We start from the raw sequence: 25,807 nt of genomic DNA on the forward strand, positions 1-25,807 counted from the left end.
CAGGGGCCGGTTTCAGATCAGCCCCGAGTCGCGTGCCGCCGCCGTGGCCTGGCCGCGAGAGACGGCGTCCAGCTTGCCCAGCACCGCCGAGACATGGTGGTCGACGGTCTTCGGCGAAATGGTGAGATGCTCGGCGATCCTCTTGTTGGAGAAGCCGCGCTCGATCAGTTGCAGCACCTCCATCTGGCGCTGGGTCAGGCCGGCGCCATTCGCGCGCGTGGTACGGCGCGGCCCCCGCGCGATGTTGATGAGGCCGTTTTTCCGCATGATGTCGCGCATATGCTGGGCAACCGTCCTTGCGCCGAGGGTTTCGAAAATCTCCAGCGCCGAACGCTGGGCCGCCTCGTCGCCCCGCATCAGCGCAAGCCCTTGTTCGAAAGGGGCTTGCAGCTCTGCCCACAGAGCCGCCGCTTCCAGCCAGTTTCCCGCCAGAAGCAACCTGTAGGGAGCAGCCATGCCGTCAGTGTCACCGGAGTCGCTGTCGGGAGCCAGCAGCTGCCGCCAGCTGGCCAGTTCGGCGAAAACCGCCCGCGTGGGGGAAAGGGTCTCGGCACGGTCGATCAGGGCAAGCGCCTGCGCCTTGTCGATCTGCCCGAGCCAGGCCCGCTCGGCCATGACCGCCGCATAGGGCGCCAGGCGCTGCAGCTCGATTCCTCTTTCCAGGAACCGGCTCATCTCCTCAAAAATCGGCTCGGCCGACGGATCGCCGCGCCGCAACCGCAGTCGGGCCAGAGCCGCCAGGGCCGGATAGCGCACCAGGGCCGTCGCCTGGTCGTTGGTGATGACATCGAGCGCCTCGGCGGCGGCCTCGTCCCATAGGCCATGACGCAGCAGCAACTGCGCCTTCACGCCGCGCATATAGTCACGCCAGGTCGCGAGGTCGTTTTCGACGCAATAGTCGATGCCGCGATCGAGGAAGGACCGGGCCTGGCTATAGCGGAGCTGGTTCATCTCGCTGCAGGCGCAGTTGGTGAAGGCCCGCGCCGCATGTTCCTGAAAATTGTGCTCGAGCGCGATTTCAAGGCTGCGGGCAAGCTGCTGACGGCCGGTGGCCAGGTCCAGCCACTGGCCGGCGGAGCCGACATTGTTGAGGGCGTGGCAGATGATGTCCGGCCGGTTAAGCCGTTCGGCGAGCTTGATCGCCTTGTCGCCGAGCGACACCGTTTCGTCGAGCCTTTCGGCCAGCATCGCCAGCTGCGATAGGTTGGAATAGGCCATGGCGAGTTCGGCGCTGGCCGGCACGGTCTCCAGCAGCGCCACCGCCTGCGCTCCGAAGGCATCCGCGGACGTGCGGTCGCCCAGCAGGTAGGCGAAGCGCGACAGGCATCTGAGGCTGTCTCCCTCTTTCAGCGTGTCGCCCATGGCCCGCTGCAGCACGCGCGCCTGTTCCTGCGCGGCGACAGCCTCGTCGATTTGTCCGATCAGGTGGAGTTCGAAGGCATAGCGCTCGTACAGCTCCGCGCACTCCGCCGTCGGCAGGCTGTCGGCCTGGCGCAAGGCGACCTCATAGTAGCCGGCGGCGTCGCGATGCGCGCCGACGCGGGAGGCCTCCCGCGCGGCGATCGGCGCCAGTTCGCGCACCGCTTCCAGATTGTGTGCCTCGACGGCGTGATGCACCAGCCGGGCAGTGGCGACGTCGCCGTTTTCGAGCAGTGCCGACAGCGCGCGCTGGTTGAACTGTCGCCTGTGGCTCGTCGAAAGCATCATCTCGATGGCGCGGCGGGCGATCTCGTGCCGGAACGCGTAGCCGTCGCCGAGATCCTCGAGCAGGCCGTTCGAGACGCACTCCGCCAGTTGGCCGGCGCTGGCCACGCCGCACAGGCCCTGCAAGGCCCAGGCGTCGGCGCGCCTGGGGAACACCGACACCGCGTCGAGCATCGAGCGGGCGCCGGGGGACAGGCGTTCGGCGCGCGCGACAACGGCGTCGCGCACGCTGGCCGGCAAGACGGTCTCGTCTTCCGCGCTCAACAGTTCGGTGACAAAAAAGGCGTTGCCGGCCGTGGCCCGGTAGATGGCATCACCGTCGCGGCCGACAGCACCGGCGAGCGACAGGACCGCCGCCTCGCTCAGGAGCGGCACCTCGATGCGTGCGACGCTGCTGGCCGGGATTTCGCCGAGCGCGCGGCGGACGCGCATCTGTCCCTCGCTGCGGTCGGTGCGTGCCGTCAGCAGCAGAAGAATATGGGTGTTTGAAATGCGCCGGCCGAGAAACCGCACGAAATCAAGGGTTGCGTCGTCCGCCCAATGGAGGTCCTCGATGACCAGCAGGGTTGGCTGCGCCTCCGTCTCGAAGACGTCGAGCGCGTCGGAGAACAGCGGCAGCCTTTGTCCCTGCCGGACGTCGATCGCCTGCGGCAGCGCCCATCGCGCCTCGCGGGCGAGATCGTAGAGCGGCCCCAGCGTATCGGGTATCGACAGATCCTCGCAGGCGCTGCGGAACAGGCGCGTGCCCTTGGCGACCGCGCCGATGAAGGCCTCGACAAGGGTTGTCTTGCCGGCGCCGGCCTCGCCGGTCAATGCCGCGACCCGGCCGTGGCCGCGCGCCGCCTCCGCCAAAAGGCCGTCCAGGTGCTCCAGCTGTGTCTGCCGTTCCAGAAGCATCATCACCCTCTCACAGGCCGGGGCCGACGGCCTCACCATCTGTCCGCCAGGGTAGCCCGGGTCGGTATCCGTTTTGTGGCTCCCGACACCAAACGTTGCAAACATGGGGAATCGTCCCGCCAAAAATGGGGAAAGGCTCCGATGCGCGCCGTTGACGGGCGTGATCTTTGTCCGGCCGCGCTCAGAACGAGCGTGAATCACTGGAAAAGGAAACCGACTCATGCCCCGTTACCTGGTTGAACGCACATTTCCGGATGGCCTCAATGTGCCGATGAACGATGCCGGCGCCGATGCGCTCGGTGGCGTCATCATGCGCAATGCGGAGAAGGGAGTGACCTGGGTGCAGTCCTTCGTGTCACCCGACAAGAAGCACAGTTTCTGCATCTACGATGGGCCTTCGCCCGAAGCCATCCGCAGCACCGCCCAGAAGAACTCGCTGCCTGTCGACAAGATCACGGAGGTGCGGGTCCTTGACCCCTACTTTTATCGTTGAGTCGCTCCATGGACATCAAATGGCCCTTCGCGGCGATGGCGGCTTGTCTGACGACCCGTCCAGCAAGGTGTTGGCGGCTTCGAGACCAGTCGGACGAGGCCCGCTACTGGGCCGGGCTCTCCGGCGGGGTGCCTCGCTGCTGTTCGCATCATTGCGCAAGAGCCGGCGCCGGTTGCCTCCGCAGGACGACTATCTGAGACGCGACATCGGCCTGCCGGAGATCGAGGAGCTGCCGCAATACTGGGACTTCACCCGATCGGGCCGCTGATGCGTGCAGCCCAGGTCCGACCGAGCGGCCGCGGCGGCTGGCCGCTGCCATGCGCCATCAACAACGAGGAGAGAACATGAACATCCATCTGTGGACCAAGCACCTCATCAACCTGTCGATCCTGTCGATCGCGGCGACGGCCGCCAATGCCGGTGATAGCGGCACGCTGGATGCGAAGGTGCGTGCCGCCAACGGCCGCTTCGAGAACGTGGCGGCGGCCACGTCCGAGGGTTACGCACCGATCCCTTGCGCCAGCGGCATCACCGGCGGCGCGATGGGCATCCACTATGTCAATGCCGGCTATCTCAAGGACGATGCGGTCGAGCTCGCCAAGCCCGAGGCCGTCATGTACGAGCCGATGGCCGACGGAAAGCTCAAGCTCGTGGCGGTCGAATACATCACCTCGAAAGGCCCGGCGTCGCTGGAAGGGCAGCTGTTCAACTTCAACAGCGCCCCAAACCGCTACGGCCTCGGCCCGTTCTATGAGCTGCATGTCTGGGCCTGGAAGAAGAACCCGACCGGCACCTTCGCCGACATGAACCCGAACGTGTCGTGCGAGGCGATGAAGATGGGCGACTGATCCCGATTGCCGGCACGGCGCCGGCGTTCGCTCCGGTGTGGGGGCGACCCCGATCGTCTCCACACCCGGCCCCGCGACCGACCGGCGCCAGTCCATATACGGGGCTGGGGCGGACCGGATGCCGGTTGGTTCCGGGGGCGCGCGGGGAGCTTCGGCTCTCCGCGCAAACATTCAGAGTCCGGACCCTAATTGCTGGCCGACAGCACCAGCACCGGCTTCTCGCTGTAGAGCTTGGGGAAGAGCTGCTTCAGGTTCGCCACCTTGGGCAGGTCGTTGTAGACGATGTAGGGATAGGTCGGGTTCAGGGTCAGGAAATCCTGATGGTAATCCTCGGCCGGATAGAAGGTCTTGCCGGTCTCCAGCGTGGTGACGATCGGCTTCGGGAACACCTTGGCCTGGTCGAGCTGGGCGATGTAGCTCTGCGCGATCTTCTTCTGCGCGTCGTTCTCGGCAAAGATCGTCGAACGGTACTGGGTGCCGCTGTCCGGCCCCTGATAGTTCAGCTGCGTCGGATTGTGAGCGACCGAGAAATAGACCTGCAGCAGCTGGCCATAGGTGACAACGGAGGGATCGTAGGTGATCTCGACGGATTCGGCGTGCCCGGTGCGGCCGCTGCCGACCGTCTCGTAGACGGCGGTGTCCTTGGCTCCGCCTGTGTAGCCGGAGACGGCCTTGCTGACGCCCTTGACGTGCTGGAAGACGCCCTGCACGCCCCAGAAGCAGCCGCCGGCGAAGATCGCCTTTTCGCTGCCCGGGGCTGCCTTCTCATCCATCGCCGGCGGCGGGATGACCACCGCGTCCTCGGCGGAGATCGCCGGCGACTGCCAGAAAGCGGCGCCAGCGGCGGCCAGCACGAGCGCGGCGAGCGCGCCTTTGAAAAAGTTCGACGACTGTCTGACGGCTGGTTGTTGTATGTCGGTCATGGCTGAACTCCTGTGACGTCCATCGTGTGGAGTCTATTGGATGAGATAGGATTGTGCGACAGGCGAGTTGCGGCCGACGCCTCAATTTCACGTGCGCCCGTCAATCGGTCCGGACTTGCCGGCCTGGGCCGGAAGGGACTGTCCCCGGCTGGACAGGGAGCCCGCCAGGGACAGCCGGCCACGGACCAATCTCAGTTGGCCGGGGCCATCGCATCAGCCGCCGGCTTCATCGCATCAGCCGCAGGCTTCATGGCGTCCGCCGCGGGCTTCATGGCGTCAGCGGCCGGCTTCATGGCGTCGGCGGCCGGGGCCATCGCGTTTGTGGCCATCGGGTCGGCAGGCTTCATGGCGTCGGTGGCGGGCTTCATCGCATCGGTCGCCATGGCGTTCGCCGGCTTCATCGCATCGGTGGCGTCGTCGGCGCGGGCGATGCCGCCGGCAAACAGCGCCGTCGAGCACAGGGCGAAAGCGAGCGCCGGCAGCGTCAGGCGGGAAAGAACGGTCATGATGGTCTCCTGGTGGGTTGATGGCGCGCCTTCCAGGCGGCCAGGTGCTTGCGGCGCCGCTCGTGCGGCGTTTGCGCAAATCTCTTGTCGAAGCGTGATTCTAGTTGGTGGCGGCGGCCAGGATCGGCCCGCCGCCGGGCGACTGGACGAGCACCGCGGTGCTGAGGCCATCCGAAGCCGCCGGCAGGTTCAGCGCCGTGGCGTCGCCGGTCCAACTGCCGAGTTTTTTCAGCGAATGGACGACATTGGCATGCGGCAGCGTGCGGCCAGTGTTTTCGCCGCGCGCCACCGGCACCTGGACGACACCCTTGGTATAACGCACCAGCCAGACATCGGCCTTGCCGCCCGGCGCCGAGCCGGCGCCGATGCTGATCTTGCCGCTGTCGAGCGACAGCGATGGGCCCCTTGCGTGGCCGGCGCTCGAGATCAGCTGCTGGATTTCGCCGGGCGCGGCGCCGACGGCGTCGGTGTGGCCGTTGACCACCACTTGCGGGGTGAACGGCCCGTCATGGCCGAGCGATGGTTCGTAGCTCACCTGGCGCTGGGTGAATTCCTGCCGGCCGAACGTGTCCTTCCAGCCGAGGTAATCCCAATAGGTGACGTTGAAGGACAGCGCCAGCACGCCGGGCTGGTCCTTGACCTTGATCAGGTTGGCATTGGCCGGCGGGCAGGACGAGCAGCCCTGGCTGGTGAACAGCTCGACCACGGTGAGCGGCTGGGCGGCGGCGGTGCCCATCGATGCGGCGAGCGCCGCCAGGCCGAACAATAGGGTGAGCTTGGTGCGCTTGGCTTGATGTCCCGACATTGGCTGGCTCCGTGGGCGGCGCCTGGATGCGCCGGTCATGTCCCCACTTCGTCGTCGCCACGGATTTCGTTACAGCGCTCACCGCTTTGTGATCGTCGCCTTCCCTTCTCCCCTTGTGGGAGAAGGTGTCGCCGAAGGCGACGGATGAGGGGTGTTCCAGGGAATACTAACGCCTCATTCCTTCCAGCACCCCTCATCCGTCTTGGCGCTGCGCGCCAATCCACCTTCTCCCACAAGGGGAGAAGGCAAGGGCGCCCTATCGCCAGGGCTGAAGATTTGTATCCCGTACATAGGCGATGATCGTGTCGCAGACGGCGTTCAGGTCTTTCAGGACATCATCATTCCAAAAACGCAGAACGCGAAAGCCCTTCGCCTCCAGCTCAGCCTTGCGGATCCGATCGGACTCGGACCCCGCATGCTGGCTGCCGTCAATCTCGATGATCAGCCCAGCTTCGAGGCAAACGAAATCGGCAATGTATTTTCCGAAGGGAATCTGGCGCCGAAATTTTGTCCGGTCGAGCCTGCGATCACGCAGTTCATGCCAAAGCTTGTTTTCCGCTTCCGTCATTTCACGCCGGAGCGAACGGGCAAAGCTGCGTTTGACTGGGGGAACGGGTTGATGCGGCATGACGTCAGATTAGCCAACCGTTGTGCTCCGTCCAGCACCCCTCATCCGCCGAGCTTCGCTCGCCCACCGCCGTGGGCGAGTCACGGGCCTCGCCCGCCCTTCTGGCCCCACAAGGGCGAGAAGATAGCGGGCGGCAACCCCTACTGCGTCAGCACCGTGTTGGAGGGCCGCTGGTTGAAGTCGCACTTGCCGGTCACGTTGTAGAAGAAGTCGGCATTGGAGACCGGCGCCGGCACCGCGTTGCCGCCGTCTTCCCACGCCTGGTAGCTCGGGACGCCACAGGGCACGGCGGTGAAGATGTCGACGGTCTGGCCGGTCGCGACCTCGGGCATGTCGGACGTGCTTGTGCCGATATAGAGCCGGTTGGACGTGGCCGGATCGTTCGACTTCAGAACCTTCGGGTTGCCCGATGGCACGTCCATCTGCAGGTAGAGGGCGTTCATCTGGCTGACGTCGATCACCGCGCCGGTACCGTTGGCGGGATAGAATGTATCGACACAGGTGGTCAGGTATTTGTTGCTGCCGCTGGTCTGCTGGATGGACCCGGCCGGGGCATTGTTGAAATTGCTCACCTTGGTGGTCGTGCAAACCTGCTTCTGGACGGTCGTGCTGATGTCGGCGCCGCCATTGTTGGTGATGGTGTTGACGGTGGTGGTGCCGTAGCCTTTCGGGTCGCCTGCGCCGTTATAGCTGTAGGTGATCGTCATCAACGGCTTGGCCACGCTCGCTCCGAATTGCGTGCCGTAGAGCGTCATCGTCTTGCCCCAGTAGCCCGACACCTTGGAGACCTTGAAGGTGGTCTGCACCAGTGCCGGCGTCTTGGTCACCGCCGACGCGACGGCGACCGGTACGCTGGTGATCCTGGCGATCTGCATGAAGACGGTCGGCATGGAGTAGCTTGCCGTGGCCTGCGCGGTGGCGGTGCCGTTGGCGCTGACCACGAAACTGCCGAGCGTCGCGGTGCCCTCTCCACCGTTGGCGGTGAAGGCATCCTGCAGCGCCACCTGGCGCTGCGCCAGCGTCGAGGTCGTCGGCATCGTGGTGATCGCCAGTATCCCGGCATCGAGCGCCGCTTGCATGCTCGACCTGGTCTGTACCGCCGACGTGTAGTCGACCGAGAAGCCGACCGCCGTGAGCAGCGGGATCATGCTGAGAACGAGTATTGGCGCGAGCGAGCCGCTCCGCGACTCGATAAACCTGCCTGCAAACCCCCGCATGCCTTGATCCTCACAAGAAGTATTCTCTCCTGCTAACATGCCGATCACGAATTATGCTCTAACGTACTTGGTTAAAATTTATCGATTTTCCGAGAAGCCGCGGGGCAGGTCGACACGAGCCTGCGCCGCCTGCCCTGGCTGGGGGCGGCGGCGCCTCCCGGCAGCGGTTGTGCCGATTGCCCCGGTAGCGGCTGTGCCGCTTGCCGCAGCAACCCGCCCCTGCTAAAGCGCGCGACATGAGCACGCCCCTCGACCACATCCGAAATTTCTCCATCGTCGCCCATATCGACCATGGCAAATCCACGCTTGCCGACCGGCTGATCCAGTCGACCGGCGGGCTGGAGCTGCGCGACATGAAGGAGCAGGTGCTGGACTCGATGGACATCGAGCGCGAGCGCGGCATCACCATCAAGGCGCAGACGGTGCGGCTGAAGTACCACGCCAACAATGGCGAGGACTATATCCTCAACCTCATCGACACGCCCGGCCATGTCGACTTCGCCTATGAAGTGTCGCGCTCGCTCGCCGCCTGCGAGGGCTCGCTGCTGGTCGTCGACGCGAGCCAGGGCGTCGAGGCGCAGACGCTGGCCAATGTCTACCAGGCGATCGACAACAACCACGAGATCGTCGTGGTGCTGAACAAGGTCGACCTGCCGGCCGCCGAGCCGGAGCGCATCCGCGAGCAGGTCGAGGAGGTGATCGGCATCGACGCCTCCAACGCCGTGCTGATCTCGGCCAAGACCGGGCTTGGCATTCCCGACGTGCTGGAGGCGATCGTCCACCAGTTGCCGCCGCCGCGCGAAGGCGACGCGACCGCGCCCTTGAAGGCGATGCTGGTCGACAGCTGGTACGACGCCTATCTCGGCGTCATCGTTTTGGTGCGCATCATCGACGGCGTCCTGAAGAAGGGCCAGACCATCCGCATGATGGGCACCGGCGCCAAGTACCTGGTCGAGCGCACCGGCGTGTTCACGCCCGCCCGCATCAATGTCGACGAGCTCGGCCCCGGCGAGTTCGGCTTCTTCACCGGCTCGATCAAGGAAGTGGCCGACACGCGCGTCGGCGACACCATCACCGAGGACCGGCGCCCGACCGCCAAGGCGTTGCCCGGCTTCAAGCCAGCGCAACCGGTGGTGTTCTGCGGCCTGTTCCCGGTCGACGCCGCCGATTTCGAGGATTTGCGCGCCGCCGTCGGCAAATTGCGCCTCAACGACGCTTCCTTCTCCTATGAAATGGAAACCAGCGCGGCGCTCGGCTTCGGCTATCGCTGCGGCTTCCTCGGCCTGTTGCATCTGGAAATCATCCAGGAGCGGCTGGAGCGCGAGTTCAATCTCGACCTGATCGCCACCGCGCCCAGCGTGGTCTACCGGCTGCTGCTCACCGACGGCTCGATGAAGGAACTGCACAACCCGGCCGACATGCCCGACGTGGTCAAGATCTCGGCGATCGAGGAGCCGTGGATCCGCGCCACCATCCTGACCCCCGACGACTATCTCGGCGGCATCCTGAAGCTCTGCCAGGACCGGCGCGGCATCCAGGCCGACCTCTCCTATGTCGGCAAACGCGCCATGCTGACCTACGATCTGCCGCTCAACGAGGTCGTGTTCGACTTCTACGACCGGCTGAAGTCGATCTCCAAGGGCTACGCCTCCTTCGACTATCACCTGACCGACTACAAGGAAGGCGACCTGGTGAAGATGTCGATCCTGGTCAACGAGGAGCCGGTCGACGCGCTGTCGATGCTGGTGCACCGCACGGCGGCGGAAAAGCGCGGAAGGCAGATGTGCGAGAAGCTGAAGGAGCTGATCCCGCACCATCTGTTCAAGATCCCGATCCAGGCCGCCATCGGCGGCAAGGTCATTGCGCGGGAAACCATCTCGGCGCTGCGCAAGGATGTCACCGCCAAATGCTACGGCGGCGACGTCTCGCGCAAGCGCAAGCTGCTGGACAAGCAGAAAGAAGGCAAGAAGCGGATGCGCCAGTTCGGCAAGGTGGATATCCCGCAGGAGGCGTTTATCCAGGCGCTGAAGATGGGGGACTAAGCGGTTCGGCCTTCGGCCGAACGCATCGACCCGGTGGGTCGATGCGAGCGCAAGTCCGGGTGGGAGCTGCCGAAGGCAGCCGGTCCCACCCCGGGGGTTGCGGCAGTGCGGTGAGCCAAATCTTAGCTAGGTTACTGCCAAACGCTAAGCGTCAAGAATTATTGTGAACCCACCCAACGTTGAAACGCACCTGACGCCGCGGCAATGCTTTTTCCATCCAACAATGGCGCTAGGATATCCCAAGCTGTCCGGTCGTTAGTCCAATAAGCGCCTTTCCGCTTGATGCACATCATGATTTGGCGATGCCTTCTATCGCGATGTGCCGCGCTTAATTTACGATGGGGAGAAGCGAATCACCTCCATCTAATAATTGGTCAAAAAAAATCATGAGCCAGCGGTCTCCGAAATTTTTTCTGCGAGAAAAAATTATCGGACAGATTGTTAATTATGAGAGTTTGAAGAAAACTTGGAAAGATAAGACTCATACTGATTTTCGAGGTTTCTTTTTACCAGATCCGATCGATTACTTGGATGTTAATATCCAGATAGACGACATTTGCCGGAGGATTGTTAGCAAAATAAAATCTGGAGAGTATTCCGTCTCGGGAACAAAACGCTACCTCGTGGAAAAGTCAAAGGGCCTTTGCAGGCAGATGACATTGCCATCCGTTGAAGATGCGTTGACCCTTCAATGCCTAGCGGACGCCTTTTGGCACGAGATAAAATCCAAAGGGCCTTCAAAGAACGCTTTTTTTGAACCAAAAGACCACACCTTCTCTAAGGGCGTGGATGATATTCCCGAGTATGGTTCGATCAAAGCTTGGCTCGATTTTCAAAAAGAAATATTAGGTTTCTCAAAAGAGAACAAATATATCGTAATTGCAGATATTGCTAACTACTATGACTTTATAGATTTTTCTCATCTCAGAAACGTAATCGTATCAACCGTTACCATCAGAGAGCCTATAATAGATTTCCTTATGTACATGCTTTCCGGTATGTGCTGGAAACCAGATTACATGCCGACGAGAGATGTCGAAATGCCGCAGATCGACATCGATGCACCGAGGTTGCTGGCTCATTGCTTTTTGTTTGAGCTCGATGCGGTCGTGGAAGATATGCGATTTGCCAATTATGCCCGCTTCATGGACGATATCGATGCTGGCGTCGATAATATCGCAGAGGCAAAAAAGATCATCAAATCGATCGATTTGACGCTCCAAACCAGACAGCTCCGTCTGAATTCGGGCAAGACTCGTATATTGACCTATCGCGAAGCCCGAAAGCATTTCAAGGTTCTTGAGAATAAGATTCTAGACGTATTCCAGAAGCGATATTTAGAAAAGAATCCTGCGCTGGCAGCAAAGCGGCTCCCTACTCTGTTGCTTAAATGGCATGCACGGCGGGCCTTCGATGAAGGGAACGGCGAGAAAATTTTAAAACGGATGATCACCTTTGCAATTAAGAGCGGCGCAAGGATCGACAGAGCTTTTATATATGATGCGATAAGGCTGAGGCCTAACATTCGGACCTCTGCGTTTCGATATCTATCGCACGATGGTTTCACCATCGCCGACCTTGAAAACATAAACGAAATTATCAAGGGCGGGTATGTTTGTGACGATAGCTTTGTGGTGGAGTACGCTAAGGCGCTCTCCATGGGTAAAGTATCCAATGAGACGGGATTTAAGGATAAGGCTCTTGCGACAGCCGAACTCATCGGGGCTTCGAGCTTTTACGAAATGTATGCCAGTTTGACCCTCTACTACAGATTCGCTGACGCCAAATACGTCCTCAATTTCTTGAAGACCCACGAAGACGCATGGCGACACGACGACCATCTAGGTCGTCTGGTGGGTGGCTTCATGCCGATTGCAAGGCGAGATGAGATGTACACCGAATTCAGCAGCATGATTTTGAATTCGATGAACCGGAGCGCAAAATCACTGCAGGATTTTCACTACAAGGTCAGAACGGACATGGGTTTCCTCTCGCCGATCCTGAGCAAATTCTCTTCGCAGGACAAGAGTTTTCCCTGCGGAGTGCGGATGGGGAAATGGCTCGTTTTACACAGCATACTGCAAAATGATGGCTTGCCGCCTGAAAAACGGAAGAAGATAAAGTCGGTATTTAAGTCGTTAAACAATCAGCCTTATCTGACGATTTCTGGACTTTGAGGATAGGAGGCCAAGGCGGCTCCGCAATCCCTCGACACCTCCCCGCCTTCCCGCTCACTTCCGCCCGGTGGCGTTCGGCTATGCCAGCTCTGGCCTGTTCCTATTCCACACGGCGCTCAAAGCGCAGCACCCCAGCATCCCGCGCACCGCCCCCCGCGCATTGACATCGCCCGCGCATGCCGGCGCCAATGAACCCCGGCCATTGGGGGCTAGGGGAACATCCATGAAAAAGATCTATGCAAAGCCGACGCTGAACAGGCGCGAGAAGCTTTCGGCCGTGACGGCTATAGCGTGTCCAGTGTCGCAACCCTGCGGTTGAGTCATGCACTGCAAGGCCTGCCCTGCCGGGCGGGCTTTTTCGTTGCTGTCGCGGGGCAGCGCCTTCTTCAACTTTTTTAGGCTCGGTCCGCACCCAACCCTGAGTTGGTTGATCGTGCGGCACCCGGGCGCTAGAAAAGTCGTGCGGCGGACTTCATAGGTTCGCCAGTGGCCGGCGCGGGCTCAGGCAACTGCCCTCACCGGCATTCGCGCCGGCCATTCCCCGCACCCTTCAGTTGCCGGATCGGCCCGGGAGGGCCCGAGGCGGCCCTCCGTCGCTTGCCGCCTCGCACCCTTTCGACCCCGGCTTTGAGAACGCCCCGCCCAGGAGTATCCTTCGCTCCGGCTTGGGGGGTTCAAATGCGTTCCAATCCTCTGGACATCGTCGCCGCGACCGGCCTGGCGATCGGTGGCGCCTTCGGGCTTGCCGGCACTTTCGTGGGCAGCGACGCGCCGCGCGAAACGCTGTGGACGATCGACGGCGTGGCGCTGGTGGTGGCGACCGCGCTGCTGACGATGAAGTACCAGCGGCTGGGCAATGATTGCGTCGCCGCCGGATTCCTGACCTTCCTCGCCGGCGAGAGCCTGCTGCTCGCCGGCAATGCGGCAGGCCTTGAGGCCAGCGTTCCCTCCTATGTCGGCGGCATCTCGCTGTGGGCGGCGGCGCTGGTCATGGTCAGCGCCCCGAAAACCTTCGCTTTGTGGATGCGGCTCACCGCGCTCGTCGCCGCCCTGCTGTTTGTCGTCTCGGCTTGCATGATCCTGTGGGGCGCGCCCTTGCTGCCGACCTCGTCGCCGCTGCCCGCCGCCGGCTATCCGTTCCTGGTGCTGACCTTCATCGGCTGGATCTGGACCTTGCTCAGGCCTGGGCGGTGAGCGGGTCGAAATTTGCAACCCGCGTTGGCGCTGCCCCTCACCTGCCTGCCGGCATCCTCTCCCCCGTATAGTGACGGGGAGAGGGGCGCTGTCTTCGATGGGTTCGCCAGTTGTCGACGTCGCAAGGTAGGCATGGGCGTTGCGGCCAGCCCTTTCTCCCCGTCACTATACGGGGAGAAATGCCCGTCAGGGCAATGAGGGGCGGCGCTGACCTACGATAGGTCGGCGTCGCCGAGCTTATATTCTCAATCCTCACCCGGCTTTGGACGGAGAAGCATCAGCTCTCGATCCACACCTTCTCGAAATGCTGCTCGAGCGCCTGGTGCTGTTCGCAGCCTTCGACGCCCTTGCGGTAGGTGCGGAAGACCGAGCGCCAGTAGGGCTGGATGATGATGCCGCTATCGCGCAAATTCTGCTCGATCTTGGCCATGATCTCCTTGCGCGCCTTGGCGTCGGGCATGGCCAGCGCCTTGTCGAGCAGCTCGTCGAACTCCTTGTTGGCATAGGCGCTCTCGTTCCAGGCAGCACCCGACTTGTAGGCGAGCGCCAGCACCTGGACGCCGAGCGGGCGGCCGAGCCATTCGGTGCAGGAGAAGGGGTATTTGCTCCAGTCGTTCCAGAAGGTGGCGGCCGGCAGCACGGTGCGCTTGATCTTCAGGCCCGCCTCGCGCAGCTGCGCGGCGATGGCGTCGCCGGTGCTCTTCTGCCATTCGACATCGACGGAGATGAGGTCGAATTCGTGGTCGGCCTTGCCGGCCTCGGCAAGCAGTTTCTTCGATGCATCCACGTCGCGCCTGGCGGGGCCGATATCGGCATATTCGGGGTGCATGGGGCCGACATGGTGGTTGTCGGCGGGCTTGCCCCTGCCGTCGAGGCCGAGCTTCAGCACGGCGGAGTTGTCGACGGCGAGCTGGGCGGCGCGGCGCACCTTGACGTCGTCATAGGGCGCGTTGCCGACATTGAAGCGGGCGACGATGGTGGAGCCGGTGGCGATCTCGGAATTGACCAGCCCCATCTTGTCGGTCTGCGAGACGGCATCGGAGGCGGTCTCGTGGTCGGTGTCGATCTCGCCGGATTCGAAGGCCGACAGCATGGCGTTGGGGTCGGAGCCGTAATCGACCCATTTGATGCCGTCGAGCCAGAATTCGCCCTTCCACCACGGTCTGTCCTTGCGCTTGACCTCGGCGCCGGTCTCGGCATCCCAGCTGACCAGCTCGCAGGGGCCGGTGGTGATCGCCAGCGCCTTCTTCGGGTCAGCCTCGCCGTCATAGGAGCGGTGCATGATCAGCGCCGGATAGTCGGCCATGCCGGCGATCAGCGAAATGTCGGGTTTTGGCAGATTGAGCTTGATGGTGAAGTCGTCGACCTTCTCGATGCCGCCATCGACCACCTTCTTGGTGTCGGCATTGACCAGCGCGCCCATGCGCGCGGCAACCGAATTGCCGGCGACGCCGGCCTCGCACCAGCGGGTCAGGTTGTGGATGACATCGTCGGCGTTGAAGGCATCGCCGTTCGACCAGGAAATGCCCTTGCGCACATGCAGCGTCAGGGTCCTGGCGTCGTCGCTGGCCTCCCAGCTTTCGAGCAGCCAGGGCTCGAAGGAGAAGTCGGTGTTCCAGCGCACCAGATATTCGTTGCAGTGGCGCGCGACATTCGACATCTCGACGCCGTCGAAGGTGCGCGGTTCCTTGAAGCCCTTGACGTTCATGGCGACGCGCAAGGTGCCGCCGCGCTTGGGCTCGGCGGCGCGGGCAGGGGCGGCGCCGAGGCCGCCAAGCGCCAGCGCGCCGGCGGCGCTGACGCCGAGACCGGCCATCAAAGCGAGATATTCGCGGCGGCTGATGCCGCCCGTCCTGAAATCGTCGGCGACGGGCCTGGCTTTCGGGTGCAGTTTCCGGTCGGTCAGCATGAACTTCATCGTCGTTCCCTCTTGTTGGTGCATGCCGCCCAAAAGTGCGCAGCGGTTTTGGGACAACGGCATGCACGAAAAAAGTCTCGTCCCGGCCGGATGCAAGGGCGGACGCGACCGCCGGGGCGCCATTGCCAGAGGCGATGATAGGGCGGGGTGCCGTAGCGGAGTGTTCGGTTTTCCGCAGTTCTTGTGCGGTGCTCCGCAGGGGGGTTCCAGCTTGGGTTCCTCGCCCCACGAAAGTGGGGAGAGGTGGCTCGGCGAAGCCGAGACGGAGAGGGGGCCGCCCTACGAAAGCCCCCTCTCCGGCCGCTTCGCGGCCACCTCTCCCCGCTTCGCGGGGGCGAGGAACCCCGGTCTTGAAAGGTCAATAAGGCCACTCACCCTTGCCCAGCGCCGCGACCGCCGCCACGATCCGCGCGAAAGCCTCCATTGCCGCCGGCACCGTGGTGCGGGCGCGCAGGAAGCTGTGCACGAGGCGGGGTTGCTCGTGCCACCGTGCCTTGCCGCCGGCAGCAACAATGCGGTCGCGATAGGTCTCGCCATCCGACGACAGCGGGTCGCATTCGGCCGTGACGATCACCGTTGGCGGCAGGCCGGAGAAATCGGTGTCGCGCAACGGCAAGAAGGTCGGATCGTCGGGCGACCGCCGCCTGGCCGAGCGGATGTCGCGGTAGAAGGCGATGTCGCCGACGGACAGCAGCGGTGCTTCCGCATGCTCGACGTAGGAGCCAGCGGCCTCATCGCCGCCGAGCTCGGGATAGATCAGCACCTGGCCGATCGCTGCACGGGGATGATGGCGCGTCGCCTGCGCCACCGCCGCGGCGAGGTTGCCGCCGGCGCTTTCGCCGCACAGCACGAGCGGCAGGCCGGTGGTCGCCGCCGCCCACTCGAAGGCGGCCAGCGCGTCGTCGAAGGCGGCGGGGTGGAGATGTTCCGGCGCCAGCCGGTAGTCGACCGACAGCACGTCGAAACCGGTGCCGGCGCAGAGCTCGGCGCAGATGTCGTCATGGCTGTCGACCCCGCCGAGGATGAAACCGCCGCCGTGGCAGTAGACCACCAACGCCGGCGCCGCCTTGCCGGCGCGCTGGTAGCGGCGGACCGGGATGCCGTGATCCGAGGCGGCGATCAGCCCGTCGCCGGCCGTGACCCCGGGCGGGTGGCCCTGGTGGAAGGCCCGGCACATGCTGTCATAGACTTCGCGCTGCCTGTCGATCGGCAGTCCGGTGATTTCGGGCGGGTACCAGGCATCGACCGCGTCGATATAAGCCCACAGAGCGGGGTCGAGCCGGGTTTCGTATTTGCCGCGTTCGGCCGTCATAGATCAGCGTAGAGCGCGGCCGCGTTGTCGAAGGTGAAGCGCAGCGGCACCGAGCCCTCGACCTGCCAGGCGGTGACGGTCTCGCCGGCCAGCAGCCGGCAGGCGCCGTCGGTGTCGGTGACGGCGCCGCCATAGAGCCGGTTGGCGAGGTTGAGGATGCCGGTCTGGTGCATGGCCGCGCTGCCGCTGCCGCAGGCGTCCTTGACCAGCAGCACGCGAAAGCCTTTGGCCACCGCATCCTTGACCGACGCGTCGATGCAGGCCTCGGTCCAGACGCCTGATATAACCAGCCATTCGATGCCGCGCGCCTTGAGCCCGTCGGCCGCCGGACCGGTGCGGAAGGCGCTGGCCTCGGCCTTGATCAGCAGCGCCTCGCCATCGACCGGCGCCACCTCATGGCAGATTTCGGTCAACGGATCGCTCTTGTCGGAGAAGGCCGACTTGCCATCGACACCCACCGGATGAAAAGGCCGGTCCTGCTTGTCGAGATCGACGATGTAGGCCCAGTGACAGAGCGGCACATGGTTTTGCCGCGCCGCCGCCTGCAGGCGCTGGACGTTGGCGAGGATGCCGGCAAAGCCCTCGACCAGATAGCGCTTGTCCTGCCGGTGTTCTTCCTGCAGGTCGATGAAGATAGCGGCCACCGTGCCGCGCTTGATGGAGATGGGGGTTTTCATGCTGCGCCTGGGTGCGCGGTCAGCGCCGTTCCGGTCAGCGAGCTGGCGCGGGTCCTGGAGATTGGCTGAAAAGCGCCCACGACTTCGTCATTCCAGGGCGCAGCAGCCGCGAAGCGGCGGCGCGGAGACCCTGGAATCCATGCCGTGACCTTTGTCGAAGAGTGCTGCGGAGCAGAATTCTGCGTCGTGGCGCCGTGTTGAAGTCGCGGCATGGATCCTAGGGTCTGCGCCGCGTCGCTACGCTCCTTGCTTCGCCCTAGGATGACGAAGCGATGGGAGGCTGCGACAGTGCCCAGGGAGCGCGGAACGAGCGTCAAATCTGTTTCTCCAGAAACTCATCCTCGTAAGGAAAGCGCGACAGGAGTTCGGTGCCGGTGTCGGTGATCAGGATCTCGTCCTCCAGCTTGACGCCCTCGCGGCCGCCCTTCTCGCCAATATAGCTTTCGACGCTCACCACCATGCCTGGCACGATATGACCGTCGCGGCCATAGGTCTCGTAGTCCATGGCATGGGCGATGAACGGCGTCTCGCCATGCATGCCGACGCCGTGCATCACCGAGGTGTAGCGCTGGTCGACGAAACGGTCCGGGATCTTCCACGCCTTCTCGGCGATTTCGCGGAAGGCCATGCCGGGCTTGACGATTCCGATGTTGTGCTGAACCTGGTCGTGCGCCATGCGGTAGAGCGATTTCTGATAGTCGGTCGGCTTGCCCGGGCCGCAGCGGAAGGTGCGCGAGAAATCCGAATAATAGCCGTAGCAGCCGATGGTGTCGGTATCGAGCGCCAGCAATTCGCCCGGCCGGATCTTGCGGCCGCTGGCCTCGTTGAACCACGGGTTGGTGCGCTGGCCGGAGGTCAGCAGCCGCGTCTCGATGAACTCGCCGCCCTGGCGGATGACCTCGCCATACATGATGGCGAACAGGTCGTTTTCGGAGACGCCGGGCTTGATCGCCTCGCGCACCGCATAGACGGCGGCCTCGGCGCCGGCCATCGACACCTGCAGGCATTTGACCTCCTCCGGCGTCTTCACCGCGCGCACCGCCAGGATCTCGCCCTGGCAATCCTTGACCTCGCAGCCGCGCTTTTCCAAGGCGAGCGCCTGCAGGTGGCTACAGCGGTCGAGCCCGAGCTTCATCGAGCCGCCGCCGTGCTGCTTCAGAAGGTCGGCGATCTCGTCGGCGAAGGGGCCGGCGGTCTCGTCGTCGCGGCCGGAGACCGACGACCACACGAGCTTGGACGGACGTGCTTCGTCGATCGTGTCGAGCACCATCGAGACATGGTAGCTCTGCGGGTATTCGAACAGCACGATCGGGCCGACGGTGGGGATGAAGAAATAGCGGGTCGAGTTGCGCAGGAAATAGCCGAACATGTTGCGCGAGCCGGTGGCGTAGCGCTGGTTGTAGGGGTCGAACAGCACGACGCCGCCATAGCCGGCCTCGCGCATCCAGCCGCGCAGTTTGGCCAGCCGGCCCTTGCGCAAGGCATCCGCATCGATGAAGGACGGCTCGGTGTCCGACAGCCACATGCCGCCGGCCGGATCGGCAGCCGCCGGGTGGCGCATGCGGTCCTTGAAGTCGACATCTTCGGTGCTGTCGGGGTCGAATACGACGATGCTCATGGGTGCCTGGCCTTGGGTCGGGTTGCGAGATCAGACCATGGCGCAGGCGGCGACGAGGCATTGTGCGGAAAACCGCGTGTGTTGTGCGGAATGCCGCCGAGTCGATCAAGACGAGCCACGCCCTGCAAGGGATTAGTCGTCCAATCTCTGTTTAGCCAATTCGACCTGATAGGCGCTTCGCGGATGTCGTCTGCGCCGCCACGCGTTGAGAAATATGAAAAGCGCGAGGTACCCGGTTCCTGCAAGCAGGCCCCAACAAAAGCCAAGCATGGTGGCGGGGAGAAGGAGTATCCAAAATCCAAGAAAAACTACGACATAGTATAAGATCGACGCCCAGACATATTTCTCCATCTGAGAGCTACTCATGCCTTGAACCCGTCAGCCGCCTCTACCCAACATCACATAGGGATGTTGAAATAATCGTGCCAGCGTTGTCCGGAATGTCGCTGGGGAAATAAGAGAGGGGCGCTGCCCCGCCAGCATCTGAAAGCTAATGCCTTCGCGCCAGTTTCGGCGGATGGCCATGCTCCTCGCGAAAAGCCCGGGCAAAGCTCGACATCGAGGCAAAGCCGCAGGCCAGCGCCACGTCGCGTACGGCGAGCGTGGAATGCGCCAGCAGATCGGCGGCGCGTTTCAGCCGCAGCCGCCGGTAGTAGCCATTGGGCGAGATGGCGAGTTCGGAGCGAAAGGAGCGTTCGAGCTTGTCGGACGACACGCCGAGCCGCGCCGTCAGCTCGGCCATGCCGAGCCGCTCCTCGACCGCATCCTCCATGATGGCGATGGCCGACAGCACCAGCTCGTTCTGGACGCCGGTGCGCAGGCGCAGCGGCATCAGCTTGCGGTCGACGCTCGATCGTAGCGGGCTGTGCACGAACCATTCGGCGACGCCGGCAGCAAGCTCGGCGCCGTAGTCGTTGGTGATGATCTCCAGCATCATGTCGAGGCTGCCGACGCCGCCGGCCGAGGTGAAGCGCTTGCGGTCGATGACGTAGAGGTCGCGGCGCAGCTCGATGTTGGGAAAGGCCTCGGTGAAGGCGGCCTGGCTGGTCCAGTGCAAGGTGCAGGCATGGCCGTCGAGCAGGCCGGCGCGGGCGAGGAAAAAGGCGGCATCGGCCACCGCGCCGATATGGGCGCCATTGCGCAGGCTGCGGCGGATCCAGCTCGCCGCATCCTCGGCGACGAGATGATCGGCATCGCCGCCCGAGCAGACGACGATGCGGTCGACCTTCGGCGCGTCCTCGGCATAGAAGCCCGGCTGGATGACGACGCCGTTCGAAGCCTCGACCGGGCCCTGGGTCGCGCCGACGATGATCCAGCGGTAGCACTGCCGCTTGGCCAGGACATTGGCGGCGCGCAGCGGCTCGATGACGGAGCTGAACGCCATCATCGGAAAGCCGGGGAACACCAGCACCGCGAAGGTGAGGGGCTCGGTGGGCTTTGGGGGTTCGCGCGTGGCCATGGCGTCCGGAGCCGGGAGGATCGGGGCGCTACAATTCGGGCAGACGGGGCTTCGGGTCAACCGGGCTGGTGGTGATCCCTATCACCAGATGTCGGCGCTGCCCCTCACCTGCCTGCCGGCATCCTCTCCCCGTATAGGGACGGGGAGAGGGGTGCTGCCGTCAACGCTTTCGCCAATCACCAACATTGCAAGAGAGGCGCCAGCGTTGCTGCTTCTCCCTTCTCCCCGTCACTATACGGGGAGAAGGTGCCGGCAGGCGGATGAGGGGCGGAGCTGATATCGACAGTTGATCTCCTGGAAGCAGCAGGATGCTTTCTATCCCCCCAGCGCCTGCTCCAGGTCGGCGATCAGATCATCGCCATCCTCGATCCCCGCCGACAGCCGCACCAGCGAATCGGAAATGCCGATCTCGGCGCGCTTCTCCGCCGGAATGGAGCCATGCGTCATCAGCGCGGGATGCTCGATCAGGCTCTCCACGCCACCGAGGCTTTCGGCCAGCGTGAACAATTGCGTGCGTTCGAGGAAGCGTTTGGTGCCGGCGAGGTCGCGGTCGAGCACGGCGGTGATCATGCCGCCGAAGGCATGCATCTGCTGCACGGCGATGGCGTGCTGCGGGTGGCTGGCGAGGCCGGGATAGAAGACGCGGCGCACGTCCTTGCGACCTTCCAGCCATTGCGCGATTTTCAGCCCATTGGCGGAATGGCGCTCCATCCTGAGCGCCAATGTCTTGAGGCCGCGCAGGGCGAGGAAACTGTCGAACGGGCCCGAAATGGCGCCGATGGCGTTCTGGAGGAATTTCAGCTGGGCGGCCAGATCCTTGTTGTCGCCGACTATCGCCACGCCGCCGACCATGTCGGAATGGCCGTTAAGATATTTGGTCGTCGAGTGGACGACGATGTCGATGCCAAGCTCCAGCGGCCGCTGCAGGTAGGGGCTGCAGAAAGTGTTGTCGGCGACCGTGAGCACGCCCTTGCGCCTGGCCAGGGCTGCGACGCCTTCAAGATCGACGATGCGCAGCAACGGGTTGGTCGGCGTTTCGACCCAAAGCAGTTTCGTCTCCGGGCGGATCGCGGCCTCTACCGCCGCAAGGTCGGTGAAGTCGACGAACGAGACCTGCAGATTGGCCGAGCGCTTGCGCACCCGCTCCATCAGCCGGAAGGAGCCGCCATAGATGTCGTCGGTGGCGACGATATGGGCGCCGGAATCGAGCAGCTCGAGCACGGTGGCGATCGACGCCAGGCCCGACGCGAAGGCGAAGGCGGCCGAGCCGCTTTCGAGGTCGGCCACGGCGCGTTCGAAGGCAAAGCGGGTCGGGTTCTGGCTGCGGGCATATTCGAAACCCTTGTGCACGCCGGGCGACTGCTGGCCATAGGTCGAGGTGGCATAGATCGGCACCATCACCGCGCCGGTCAGCGGGTCGTGGCTCTGGCCGCCATGGATGGTGCGCGTCGAGAAGGCCAGGCGGTTCTTGCCTAACGATGATGGGCCGGATGGCGGTGTGCTGCTGGTCATCGTGCGCGCCTCAAATGGTTGATCAGGTCGATGCGGGTTATCAGGCCGACGAACTCGTCGCCGTCGAAGATGATGGCGACCTCGTTGCGGTCGAACACCGGCAGCAGCGCGTCCAGCGTCTGGCTGGCCTGCAGCGTGTGCAAATTGGAGGTCATCGCCGTGCGCACCGGGCCGTTGAAGCGCTCCCAGCGGCCGTCATAGGGACCGTCGACCTTGGCCAGGATATCGCTTTCATCGACGATACCGACCAGTCTGCCATTGTCGAGCACCGGCAGCTGCGAGACATCGGAGCGGCGCATGCGGCCATAGGCATTGAGCAGGCTTTCGTCGGGGCCGACATAGACGGTGTCGCCGGTGCGGTGCGTGCGCATGACGAGGTCGCGCAGGTCGCCATGCTGTTCGTGCTCGGCCAGGCCCTGCTCGGCCAGCCAGAAATCGTCGAACACCTTCGACAGATATTTGTTACCGCTGTCGCAGACGAAGGTGACGACCCGCTTTGGCACGGTCTGTTCGCGGCAATAGCGCAAGGCGGCCGACAGCAGCGTGCCCGACGACGAGCCGGCGAGGATACCTTCCTTCGACAGAAGGTCGCGGACCGCCAGCATGCTCTGCTTGTCTGATATGGAATAGGCCTTCTTGACCAGCGACAGGTCGGCATTGGGCGGCACGAAATCCTCGCCGATGCCTTCCACGGTCCAGCTGCCGGCCTCTTCCATCTTGCCGGTCTTGATCAGCGGCGCCAGCACCGAGCCAACCGGATCGGCCAGCACCATCTCGGTCTTCGGCGACACCCTGGCGAAGTAGCGGCCAAGCCCGGTCAGCGTGCCGCCGGAGCCGACGCCGACGACCACGGCGTCGACATCGCCGTCGAGCTGGGCGAAGATTTCCGGGCCGGTGGTCGTCTCGTGCGCCAGCGGATTGGCCGGATTGGCGAACTGGTTGGCATAGAAGGCGCCGGGTACTTCGGCGGCGATCTTCTCGGCCATGTCCTGGTAATATTCGGCATGGCCCTTGCCGACATCGGAGCGCGTCATGCGCACCTCGGCGCCGAGCGCGCGCAGGTGCTGGATCTTCTCGCGCGACATCTTGTCGGGCACGACCAGCACGATGCGATAGCCCTTGGGGATGCCGACCTGGGCGAGGCCGAGGCCGGTGTTGCCGGCGGTCGCCTCGACGATGGTGCCGCCTGGCCTGAGCTTGCCTTGCTTCTCGGCGGCCGCGATCATCGACAGCGCGATGCGGTCCTTGATCGAGCCGCCGGGGTTCTGGCTCTCGAGCTTGATGAACAGCCGGCACTTGCCGGTGTCGAACTTGGTCAGCTCGACCACCGGCGTCTGGCCGATCAGGTCGAGAACCGACTTATAGGGCGGACGCAGGCGGGACGACGCGCTCTCGGGTGCGGCGATCTTGTGCTCGCTCATATCGATGCTCCATGATCAAGCGACCGCCTCGGGGCAGAGCGGCAGCGTATCCTCTTTTCCAGTCCTTTACAGTCGGAAAGAAGATAGATCGTACCAATCAACCAGCCAGATGCGGAATGAAATTCCGGGTTTTGCCGCGCGGAGGGAGCACACGGCGGCAGCGCACAGCTTCGCGATTGGTCGAGGCCCCGCCACTTTCGTCATCCTGGGGCGGAGCAAGGAGCGTAGCGACGCAGCGCAGACCCCAGGATCCATGCCGCGACTTTCATGACACGCGAAGGCGGACCAAAATCGCGTATCTCTTCGCGGCGGATAGAAGTGCCGTTCTGAACCGCTGCATTCTTCGTCGGATGTCGGGGCATGGATCCTCGGGTCAAGCCCGAGGATGACGACGCATGGCGGCGGACTCAACCGAGAAGCTGCTTGCTCAGCCTGGCGCACTGGACGCGGATGTCGGGAATGGCGTCGATCTCGAAGAAGGTGCCGCGCGTCAGCGGGCCGACCGCCAGGATCTTGGCCGAAGCGGTCCCGTCGCCGGCGATGATTTCGCAATTGGCCGACACATCGAGGCCGATGCGCAGCGGATCCGGCCGTGCCAGGCCGCGATCGACCAGCGAGCGCACCACGCTGTTCGACGAGGTCGAGATGTCCCTGACGATACCGGAGCAATCATAGATGCGGGCGACGTCGAATGTCTCGAGGCGCTGCGTGTGGCGCGACTGGACCTCCACGGTGAACCCGTCAGCCGCGGTGATGCCGACGACACGCCCGGCAACCAGGCGGATGCGGCCCGACTGCACCGCTTCGGTCACGCGGGCGTAGACTTCGGGCGCCATGCGATGGCGGTGAATATCCCACCAGGCCTTGGTGTGCTCGACGAAGCGGCGCTTGGCGGAAGATGGCCAGTTCTGCCAGATCTTCTGGTTGAACGGCCGCAGGCCGTCGACGACGTCGCGCCAGTCGATGCCGGCCTTCTGGTTTTCCCTGATCAGGTCGCGGAACCAGCCGACGAAATAGGAAAGCTGGGTGCCGAGCGGAATGTCGGCGACGTCGAGCTTGATCGGATTGCCCTTGCGGTGCGGCGAGGGCAGCAGGCCGCGCCGGGAAACGGCGATAATCTGCCCCCTATAGCCGCGCTGTTCCAGTGCCAGGAACGCGTCGACCATGCTGAGGCCGGTGCCCAGCACCATGACGCGGCTGTCGGGGGGCAGCGCCGTGTCGGCCTCCGAGCCCATGCGGATCGCATGGCCTTGCGCCGGCTGTTCGTCATGGCCGGTGGCGAGTATGGCCAGATGGGCGACGACGCTGGTGCCGTTGGCGAGCGCCACCTCGACGCCGGAGGCGGTCGGCGTGATCGACAGGCTCTCTTCATGGATCAGGCGCAGCCGCCCGGTCGGCTGCTCGCGCGCTTCGAGCTCGTCGAGCAGCTCGCCGAGATAGCGGGCATAGATGCTGCGCGGCGCGTAAAAGGGTGTCTGTGGCGTCTGCTCCCGGTCTACCAGGCCACGCCCCTGCAGCCAGCGCCAGAAATTGCCGGGATCGTCGGCATAGGCGCTCATACCGGCGGCGCTGACATTGAGAACATGCGCCGAGAGCAGCGTCGAATAGGCGATGCCCTGGCCGAAATGCGGGCGTTTTTCGATCAGCGTGACGCGCAGATCGGGATTGGGCGATTTCAGCAGATGCGCGGCCAGCACGACGCCGCTGGCGCCGCCGCCGACAATGATGATGGAGTTCGCGCGCCCGGTCATGCGCAGGAACGCCTTGTGAGAAGCGCCGGCGTCAGGCCTGGAGTTTCGCCAGGACCGCAAGGTCGCCGCTCGCGGCCGCAAGGTCGTCGCTTGCGATATCGCGCATTTCGGCGAGGCTGCGCTGATCGAGCACCTCGGCGATCGCCTGCCGGACCTCGAGCATCAGATGTCGGACTTGGCATGTCGCCTCGCTGCAGTCTTCACAGCGCTGGTACTGGGTGCGGCTGGCGCAGGGAATGGGTGCCAGCGGCCCGTCGAGGACACGCACGACATGGCCGACCTTGATCTCGTCGGCCGGCCGGGCCAGGCGATAGCCGCCGTCCTTGCCCTTGCGGCTCTGGACGAAGCCGGCATTGCGCAGCTCGCCCAGGATGGCGTCGAGGAACTTCTTCGGGATGTTGTTGCCCGTCGCGATGTCGTTGACGAAAGCGAGCTGGCCGGCGGGCAATTGCGCGAGGTGTACAAGCGCCTTGAGGCCGTATTTGCCCTTTTTTGTGAGCATGAAATCAAAATTTCTCTGTCATGCGACGGTGTGGAACCATCGGCGCCAAAACACCTGGCGCTCCGGGAATTCGCCGCGACCAGGCCGTCATCATAGATAAATTCTAGTGACATTATCTACAAGCCTAGAAACGTTGATTTTGTTTCGTTTTCAAGCCGCCGCGGCCAATTCGACACATCTCGGTGTCGTTGGCGGCACGAGGG

General features: G+C 63.7%; 20 protein-coding genes. 5 read left to right on the top strand and 15 right to left on the bottom strand.

Annotated features, from left to right (window positions below; genetic code table 11):
• Positions 1-12 precede the first annotated feature (12 nt).
• Positions 13-2,601 (bottom strand): helix-turn-helix transcriptional regulator, encoded by a 2,589-nt coding sequence (locus tag AC56QP_RS18540; protein WP_489863567.1) that lies wholly within the window; start codon positions 2,599-2,601, stop codon positions 13-15.
• Positions 2,602-2,821: 220 nt separating this feature from the next.
• Between AC56QP_RS18540 and AC56QP_RS18545 the strand changes: the two genes are divergently transcribed.
• Both AC56QP_RS18545 and AC56QP_RS18550 read left to right on the top strand, forming a co-directional pair.
• Positions 2,822-3,094 carry a DUF4242 domain-containing protein gene (locus AC56QP_RS18545; protein ID WP_489858632.1) on the top strand — a complete coding sequence of 91 codons (273 nt, stop codon included), beginning with the start codon at positions 2,822-2,824 and terminating at the stop codon, positions 3,092-3,094.
• Between the two features lie 344 nt (positions 3,095-3,438).
• The gene (locus AC56QP_RS18550) at positions 3,439-3,942 is read left to right on the top strand and encodes a hypothetical protein (protein WP_489858631.1); all 504 of its coding nucleotides are present in this window, start codon (positions 3,439-3,441) and stop codon (positions 3,940-3,942) included.
• 185 nt (positions 3,943-4,127) lie between these two features.
• Here AC56QP_RS18550 and msrA read toward each other — a convergent pair whose 3' ends face one another.
• The 5 genes from msrA to AC56QP_RS18575 all read right to left on the bottom strand — a co-directional run bounded on the left by msrA (position 4,128) and on the right by AC56QP_RS18575 (position 8,021).
• Positions 4,128-4,865 carry a peptide-methionine (S)-S-oxide reductase MsrA gene (msrA, locus tag AC56QP_RS18555; protein WP_489858630.1) on the bottom strand — a complete coding sequence of 246 codons (738 nt, stop codon included), beginning with the start codon at positions 4,863-4,865 and terminating at the stop codon, positions 4,128-4,130.
• Between the two features lie 191 nt (positions 4,866-5,056).
• Positions 5,057-5,371, bottom strand: coding sequence for a hypothetical protein (locus AC56QP_RS18560; protein WP_489858629.1), 315 nt, complete (start codon positions 5,369-5,371; stop codon positions 5,057-5,059).
• Positions 5,372-5,471: 100 nt separating this feature from the next.
• Positions 5,472-6,176, bottom strand: coding sequence for a DUF1223 domain-containing protein (locus tag AC56QP_RS18565; RefSeq protein WP_489858628.1), 705 nt, complete (start codon positions 6,174-6,176; stop codon positions 5,472-5,474).
• Positions 6,177-6,432: 256 nt separating this feature from the next.
• Complete coding sequence (locus AC56QP_RS18570; protein WP_269904509.1) at positions 6,433-6,804, bottom strand: endonuclease domain-containing protein; 372 nt, start codon at positions 6,802-6,804, stop codon at positions 6,433-6,435.
• 140 nt (positions 6,805-6,944) lie between these two features.
• Positions 6,945-8,021, bottom strand: coding sequence for a TadE/TadG family type IV pilus assembly protein (locus AC56QP_RS18575; protein WP_489858627.1), 1,077 nt, complete (start codon positions 8,019-8,021; stop codon positions 6,945-6,947).
• A gap of 236 nt (positions 8,022-8,257) precedes the next feature.
• Between AC56QP_RS18575 and lepA the strand changes: the two genes are divergently transcribed.
• The 3 genes from lepA (at position 8,258) to AC56QP_RS18590 (ending at position 13,434) form a co-directional block, all read left to right on the top strand.
• The gene (gene lepA / locus AC56QP_RS18580; RefSeq protein WP_091575864.1) at positions 8,258-10,063 is read left to right on the top strand and encodes a translation elongation factor 4; all 1,806 of its coding nucleotides are present in this window, start codon (positions 8,258-8,260) and stop codon (positions 10,061-10,063) included.
• A 386-nt stretch (positions 10,064-10,449) separates the two neighbouring features.
• Positions 10,450-12,240 carry an RNA-directed DNA polymerase gene (locus AC56QP_RS18585; protein ID WP_489858626.1) on the top strand — a complete coding sequence of 597 codons (1,791 nt, stop codon included), beginning with the start codon at positions 10,450-10,452 and terminating at the stop codon, positions 12,238-12,240.
• Positions 12,241-12,918: 678 nt separating this feature from the next.
• On the top strand, positions 12,919-13,434 hold the full coding sequence (locus AC56QP_RS18590) for a hypothetical protein (protein WP_489858625.1): 516 nt from the start codon (positions 12,919-12,921) through the stop codon (positions 13,432-13,434).
• 277 nt (positions 13,435-13,711) lie between these two features.
• Here AC56QP_RS18590 and AC56QP_RS18595 read toward each other — a convergent pair whose 3' ends face one another.
• The 9 genes from AC56QP_RS18595 to AC56QP_RS18635 form a co-directional block, all read right to left on the bottom strand.
• Positions 13,712-15,352 carry an ABC transporter substrate-binding protein gene (locus AC56QP_RS18595; protein ID WP_489858624.1) on the bottom strand — a complete coding sequence of 547 codons (1,641 nt, stop codon included), beginning with the start codon at positions 15,350-15,352 and terminating at the stop codon, positions 13,712-13,714.
• A 358-nt stretch (positions 15,353-15,710) separates the two neighbouring features.
• The gene (locus tag AC56QP_RS18600) at positions 15,711-16,664 is read right to left on the bottom strand and encodes an alpha/beta hydrolase (RefSeq protein WP_489858623.1); all 954 of its coding nucleotides are present in this window, start codon (positions 16,662-16,664) and stop codon (positions 15,711-15,713) included.
• Positions 16,661-17,341, bottom strand: a complete 681-nt coding sequence (locus AC56QP_RS18605; protein ID WP_489858622.1) for an isochorismatase family protein — start codon at positions 17,339-17,341, stop codon at positions 16,661-16,663. Before AC56QP_RS18605 ends, AC56QP_RS18600 begins: the two co-directional genes overlap by 4 nt.
• Positions 17,342-17,654: 313 nt before the next feature.
• On the bottom strand, positions 17,655-18,959 hold the full coding sequence (locus AC56QP_RS18610) for a M24 family metallopeptidase (protein ID WP_489858621.1): 1,305 nt from the start codon (positions 18,957-18,959) through the stop codon (positions 17,655-17,657).
• Positions 18,960-19,449: 490 nt separating this feature from the next.
• The gene (locus AC56QP_RS18615; protein ID WP_091575870.1) at positions 19,450-20,418 is read right to left on the bottom strand and encodes a GlxA family transcriptional regulator; all 969 of its coding nucleotides are present in this window, start codon (positions 20,416-20,418) and stop codon (positions 19,450-19,452) included.
• A 315-nt stretch (positions 20,419-20,733) separates the two neighbouring features.
• On the bottom strand, positions 20,734-21,930 hold the full coding sequence (locus tag AC56QP_RS18620; RefSeq protein WP_489858619.1) for a trans-sulfuration enzyme family protein: 1,197 nt from the start codon (positions 21,928-21,930) through the stop codon (positions 20,734-20,736).
• Positions 21,927-23,351, bottom strand: coding sequence for a pyridoxal-phosphate dependent enzyme (locus AC56QP_RS18625; RefSeq protein WP_489858618.1), 1,425 nt, complete (start codon positions 23,349-23,351; stop codon positions 21,927-21,929). Before AC56QP_RS18625 ends, AC56QP_RS18620 begins: the two co-directional genes overlap by 4 nt.
• 407 nt (positions 23,352-23,758) lie before the next feature.
• Positions 23,759-25,102: an FAD/NAD(P)-binding protein gene (locus tag AC56QP_RS18630; RefSeq protein ID WP_489858617.1), complete on the bottom strand. Its 1,344-nt coding sequence runs from the start codon at positions 25,100-25,102 to the stop codon at positions 23,759-23,761.
• Positions 25,103-25,133: 31 nt separating this feature from the next.
• A complete protein-coding gene (locus AC56QP_RS18635) occupies positions 25,134-25,604 on the bottom strand; it encodes an RrF2 family transcriptional regulator (RefSeq protein WP_489858616.1) in 471 nt (156 codons plus the stop codon).
• Positions 25,605-25,807: the final 203 nt, after the last annotated feature.

The sequence above is a fragment of the Mesorhizobium sp. RCAM 05104 genome, from assembly GCF_059683645.1.

Bases quoted from the DNA above. Each gene is read 5' to 3' on its own strand.
- AC56QP_RS18540 (WP_489863567.1), bottom strand. From the start codon at position 2,601: ATGCTTCTGGAACGGCAGACACAGCTGGAGCACCTGGACGGCCTTTTG.
- AC56QP_RS18545 (WP_489858632.1), top strand. From the start codon at position 2,822: ATGCCCCGTTACCTGGTTGAACGCACATTTCCGGATGGCCTCAATGTG.
- AC56QP_RS18550 (WP_489858631.1), top strand. From the start codon at position 3,439: ATGAACATCCATCTGTGGACCAAGCACCTCATCAACCTGTCGATCCTG.
- msrA (WP_489858630.1), bottom strand. From the start codon at position 4,865: ATGACCGACATACAACAACCAGCCGTCAGACAGTCGTCGAACTTTTTC.
- AC56QP_RS18560 (WP_489858629.1), bottom strand. From the start codon at position 5,371: ATGACCGTTCTTTCCCGCCTGACGCTGCCGGCGCTCGCTTTCGCCCTG.
- AC56QP_RS18565 (WP_489858628.1), bottom strand. From the start codon at position 6,176: ATGTCGGGACATCAAGCCAAGCGCACCAAGCTCACCCTATTGTTCGGC.
- AC56QP_RS18570 (WP_269904509.1), bottom strand. From the start codon at position 6,804: ATGCCGCATCAACCCGTTCCCCCAGTCAAACGCAGCTTTGCCCGTTCG.
- AC56QP_RS18575 (WP_489858627.1), bottom strand. From the start codon at position 8,021: ATGCGGGGGTTTGCAGGCAGGTTTATCGAGTCGCGGAGCGGCTCGCTC.
- lepA (WP_091575864.1), top strand. From the start codon at position 8,258: ATGAGCACGCCCCTCGACCACATCCGAAATTTCTCCATCGTCGCCCAT.
- AC56QP_RS18585 (WP_489858626.1), top strand. From the start codon at position 10,450: ATGAGCCAGCGGTCTCCGAAATTTTTTCTGCGAGAAAAAATTATCGGA.
- AC56QP_RS18590 (WP_489858625.1), top strand. From the start codon at position 12,919: ATGCGTTCCAATCCTCTGGACATCGTCGCCGCGACCGGCCTGGCGATC.
- AC56QP_RS18595 (WP_489858624.1), bottom strand. From the start codon at position 15,352: ATGAAGTTCATGCTGACCGACCGGAAACTGCACCCGAAAGCCAGGCCC.
- AC56QP_RS18600 (WP_489858623.1), bottom strand. From the start codon at position 16,664: ATGACGGCCGAACGCGGCAAATACGAAACCCGGCTCGACCCCGCTCTG.
- AC56QP_RS18605 (WP_489858622.1), bottom strand. From the start codon at position 17,341: ATGAAAACCCCCATCTCCATCAAGCGCGGCACGGTGGCCGCTATCTTC.
- AC56QP_RS18610 (WP_489858621.1), bottom strand. From the start codon at position 18,959: ATGAGCATCGTCGTATTCGACCCCGACAGCACCGAAGATGTCGACTTC.
- AC56QP_RS18615 (WP_091575870.1), bottom strand. From the start codon at position 20,418: ATGGCCACGCGCGAACCCCCAAAGCCCACCGAGCCCCTCACCTTCGCG.
- AC56QP_RS18620 (WP_489858619.1), bottom strand. From the start codon at position 21,930: ATGACCAGCAGCACACCGCCATCCGGCCCATCATCGTTAGGCAAGAAC.
- AC56QP_RS18625 (WP_489858618.1), bottom strand. From the start codon at position 23,351: ATGAGCGAGCACAAGATCGCCGCACCCGAGAGCGCGTCGTCCCGCCTG.
- AC56QP_RS18630 (WP_489858617.1), bottom strand. From the start codon at position 25,102: ATGACCGGGCGCGCGAACTCCATCATCATTGTCGGCGGCGGCGCCAGC.
- AC56QP_RS18635 (WP_489858616.1), bottom strand. From the start codon at position 25,604: ATGCTCACAAAAAAGGGCAAATACGGCCTCAAGGCGCTTGTACACCTC.